1 protein-coding gene is annotated in these 1,035 nt (G+C 44.7%); it reads right to left on the bottom strand.

From position 1 onward, the window contains the following. Positions 1–447: 447 nt before the first annotated feature. Positions 448–1,035, bottom strand: a 588-nt coding sequence (locus tag DL88_RS21195) for an ankyrin repeat domain-containing protein (RefSeq protein WP_169741610.1), incomplete at its 5' end; no start/stop codon positions are given.

Below are 1,035 nucleotides of genomic sequence, written 5' to 3'. Positions count from 1 at the left end.
TGTTTGCCTACTAATCACCGCGGGTCCCCGAATCTCCCACTGGCTTCTCTTGGAGGCAAACAAATCTCTAGCCTCTTTTGGAGATGTGGGCATTAAAAGACCTGAATTTATGGTGAAATTCCTGTGTATATTCTAGCAGAACCCATGTAGACCGATTGTCATGTGAAAAAAACAGACGCCGGAATATTCTCTAAGAGCTAACACCGTGTCGGAAGGGCTTCTCTACGGTAGATTATCACTCATAAGCCAGCCTACTGCACTACTATTAGGGAGTAAGAAAATCTTCATGCATGTACTATATCAGAGGTCTAACTTTCTTCATCTACTTGGGAGCCAAATAACCGCACTGTCATACTTTGAATAATGAATTGTATGGCCAAGATTACATAGTCTTGGAAACTAGAGTCCACCGCTCATGCAGTTATTCGGACCGCAACAAAGCACCAATCAAATATTCATTCCTTGGGTACATATATCGTATTTTTCTTGAAGGAAGAATTTTAATTTGATATTTGCCGCATATTTTATAGCGTCCTTCAAGCCATCGAGATCTCTAGCACGGATGTCACCACAAAGACATCTCACAATGGCCTCATGCCCTTCACGTGCTGCCAGCTGAAGGGCGGTTTCTCCAAAGGCATTCTGTGCCATGCAGTCCAGCTTGTCATTCTGGAGCAAGAGTTCCACAATATCCAGGTGACCATTCACTGCTGCCACTGACAAGGCGGTATTACCAAGAAATGTTGCTGAATTGACATCGAGCTGATTGCTATGGCCAATCAACAGCTTTGCAACCTCGATATGGCCATGTTCGATTGCGATGTATAGAGGGGATTTGTTCCAGACAGTCATGTTGATATCAACGTCCTTGCATTCGAGGAGCCGACGTACAATCCTCAAGTGCCCCTTCTCGGCAGCGAAAAAAAGAGGGGAAGCATTCTCAACATTCAGTGCAATACCTTGCCTTGTGAGAAGCACTTCAAGTAACCGAAGATTTCCAGTAAGAGCAGCATGGGTAATGGGAGTCCAGCCACA

The sequence above is a fragment of the Beijerinckia mobilis genome, from assembly GCF_000745425.1.
GTDB lineage: Bacteria > Pseudomonadota > Alphaproteobacteria > Rhizobiales > Beijerinckiaceae > Beijerinckia > Beijerinckia mobilis.
The sequence above is the reverse complement of the archived record's forward strand: the minus strand, read 5'-3'. Positions and strand labels throughout refer to the sequence as shown.